Origin of the sequence: Streptomyces sp. NPDC006487, assembly GCF_042870555.1 — a bacterium.
In the GTDB taxonomy this organism is placed as follows: domain Bacteria; phylum Actinomycetota; class Actinomycetes; order Streptomycetales; family Streptomycetaceae; genus Streptomyces.
Window position 1 is genome coordinate 1 of the sequence record NZ_JBIAHN010000028.1, and the last position, 2,526, is coordinate 2,526.

The window sequence follows — 2,526 nt, forward strand, 5'->3', positions numbered from 1 at the left end:
GGAAGCCCGTGTACTGGACGTACTTGGCTGCCGTCCGGTGCGGCGAGAGCGCGTGCCAGGCGTCGCGAGGCAGACGGGAGTTTGACGACAGGCCCCTAGCGGAGCCGGGCCACCCGGTACACCGCGAGCGCCACGACACCCAGCGCGACCAGCGCGTACAGCAGGGCGAGGCGCCAGTCGGGCCGCTGCCCCGAACCGCGGGCCGGGAGCCCCGGCAGGGCGTAGCCCACGCGGCGCGCGGCCATCAGGCCCCAGCCGCCCGCGCAGCAGCTGATGAGGAATCCGAGCATGGCGACGACCGCTCCGCCGTCGCCGAACTCGAAGGCGAGGGGGAAGGCGAACATCAGGGATCCGGCCGCGGCCAGCATGACGATGGGGGCGATCTGCCAGAGCCTCAGCCGGCGCTGCGGGCGCAGTTCCACCTCGAAGGCGGGGGCGGCGGCCGCCTCCGCCTCGGCGGAGTCGGGCGCGTCCGGGCCGTCGGGGGTCAGCCGCGCGGGATCCGCGGGCAGTCCGAGGCCGTCGGCGTCCGCGGGCAGTGCGAGGCCGTCGGTGAGCCCGTCGGCGTCCACCGGCGCTCCGCCGGGCAGCGCGTCGCCGTCGGCGCGGGTGCTGTGAAGCATCGGGTCCGTTTTCCGTCGGGTGTCGTCCCGACCGGTGTCACGAGGGCCGGCCTCCATCGCCACGCGCCCTCCCCACTTGGACTTCGCACGCCGTCGTTCACCGCCGGTGACGGCACCGGCGGAAGTTTGATGATGGCACGCCGTCAGGCCCGGGACGGGCGTGCGGGGCGTCCCGATGCCATCACGTGATCAGGCTGTGACCGCTCGTTCGACCAACGACTGCGCGAGTCCGGCGAGTTCTCCCCGGTCCTCGGCGGCCCCGCTGAGCCAGTGCACCCTCGGGTCGCGGCGGAACCACGAGTCCTGCCTGCGGGCGAACCGCTTGGTGGCGCGGACCGTCTCGGCGCGCGCCTCCTCCTCCGTGCACTCCCCGGCGAGGGCGGCCAGTACCTGCTGGTAGCCGAGCGCCCTGGAGGCCGTGATTCCGCCCCGCAGGCCGGCGGCCTCCAGCGTGCGGACCTCGTCCACCAGCCCGGCCTCCCACATCCGGTCCACGCGCAGCGCGATCCGCTCGTCGAGCTCGGGCCGGGCCACGTCCACGCCGATCTGGACCGTGTCGTAGACGGACTCGTGGCCGGGCAGGTTCGCGGTGAACGGCCGTCCGGTGATCTCGATGACCTCCAGCGCGCGCACGATGCGGCGGCCGTTGCTGGGCAGGATCGCCTGCGCGGCGGCCGGGTCGGCGGCGGCGAGGCGGGCGTGCAGGGCGCCGGGGCCGCGCAGGGTTACCTCTGCCTCCAGCCGGGCCCGGACCTCCGGGTCGGTGCCGGGGAACTCCATGGCGTCGAGCGCGCCGCGCACGTAGAGGCCCGAACCGCCGACGAGGACCGGTGTCCGGCCCTGGGCGAGCAGCTCGTCGATCTCCGCGCGGGCGAGGCGCTGGTACTCGGCGACGCTCGCCGTCTCGGTGACGTCCCAGATGTCGAGGAGGTGGTGCGGGACCCCTCCGCGCTCCTCGGTCGTCAGTTTGGCGGTACCGATGTCCATCCCCCGGTACAGCTGCATCGAGTCGGCGTTGACGACTTCGCCGTCGAAATGACGGGCCAGGGCTACGCCCAGATCGGACTTTCCGGCCGCGGTGGGTCCTACGACGGCGATGACCCGCGGGGCGGGGGCTGCTTTCCTCACCGCACCAGTCTCGCAGCCCCTCGTCAAGGCATCGCCATGTACCCGATCGAGCTACGTGACGGGGCCGGACCGGGGTCGTTGCCTTGGCGGGGTTCCTGCCGGGCGTACGCCTGCCGTACGGCGGCCCGCCCACGGCGGAACTTCACTCACACGAGTAACGTTATAGGAGTAGACATGGGCATTTTGGACCGGCTTCTCGGCCGCAAGACCCAGGCGACGACCGAAGAGGCCGTTTCCGCGGATCTGACGGCGGAGTCCGCGACGGCCGACGAGGCCGGGACCGAGCAGGCTGTGGCGGAGGAGAGCGCGGTGGAAGCCGTCGAGATCCCGAAGCAGCAGTCGGCGGAGGTCAGCGCGGACAGCGAGGCCGCAGAGGGTGCCCGTACGTAGCCTCGCTATTGGAAGGTGACCCATGGGCCTGCTGGACAATCTGAAGGCCAAGCTCGCGCCCGCCAAGGACAAGGTCGGCGACCTCGCTGCTCAGCACGAGGGCAAGATCACCCAGAATCTGGAGAAGGTGGCCAAGGCCGTCGACTCCAAGACCAAGGGCAAGTACAGCGGCCAGATCTCTAGCGGCGCGGACAAGGCGAAGGACGCCCTGGGCAAGATCGCGCACAAGGACGCTCCCGGCGGGCCGACGCCGCCGGCCGCTTCCTGACGCGGTCCCGGACTCACCGGAATCACAGAAGGGGGGGGGGCCGGGGGGGGGGGGGGGCCCCCCACACTTTGTTCGTGGGGCCCGGCGGGTCGGGCCGGCGCGCCCCGGGCGGCAGCG

The 2,526-nt window shown here is 72.7% G+C and carries 4 protein-coding genes; 2 read left to right on the plus strand and 2 right to left on the minus strand.

The features are described 5' to 3' along the window. Positions 1–95: 95 nt before the first annotated feature. Together ACFYM0_RS35680 and miaA are read right to left on the minus strand one after the other, a co-directional pair. Positions 96–680: a hypothetical protein gene (locus ACFYM0_RS35680; protein ID WP_388509300.1), complete on the minus strand. Its 585-nt coding sequence runs from the start codon at positions 678–680 to the stop codon at positions 96–98. Positions 681–812: 132 nt separating this feature from the next. Then, positions 813–1,751, minus strand: coding sequence for a tRNA (adenosine(37)-N6)-dimethylallyltransferase MiaA (miaA, locus tag ACFYM0_RS35685; protein ID WP_388509200.1), 939 nt, complete (start codon positions 1,749–1,751; stop codon positions 813–815). A 174-nt stretch (positions 1,752–1,925) separates the two neighbouring features. Here miaA and ACFYM0_RS35690 point away from each other — a divergent pair, with 174 nt between their 5' ends. Continuing rightward, the gene (locus ACFYM0_RS35690; RefSeq protein ID WP_266903967.1) at positions 1,926–2,141 is read left to right on the plus strand and encodes a gliding motility protein; all 216 of its coding nucleotides are present in this window, start codon (positions 1,926–1,928) and stop codon (positions 2,139–2,141) included. Between the two features lie 22 nt (positions 2,142–2,163). Continuing rightward, the gene (locus tag ACFYM0_RS35695) at positions 2,164–2,409 is read left to right on the plus strand and encodes an antitoxin (protein ID WP_266881466.1); all 246 of its coding nucleotides are present in this window, start codon (positions 2,164–2,166) and stop codon (positions 2,407–2,409) included. The last annotated feature ends 117 nt before the right edge of the window (positions 2,410–2,526 follow it).

Excerpts from the sequence above, each read along its gene's own strand:
- ACFYM0_RS35680 (WP_388509300.1), bottom strand. The coding sequence starts at position 680 with ATGGAGGCCGGCCCTCGTGACACCGGTCGGGACGACACCCGACGGAAA.
- ACFYM0_RS35695 (WP_266881466.1), top strand. The coding sequence starts at position 2,164 with ATGGGCCTGCTGGACAATCTGAAGGCCAAGCTCGCGCCCGCCAAGGAC.
- ACFYM0_RS35690 (WP_266903967.1), top strand. The coding sequence starts at position 1,926 with ATGGGCATTTTGGACCGGCTTCTCGGCCGCAAGACCCAGGCGACGACC.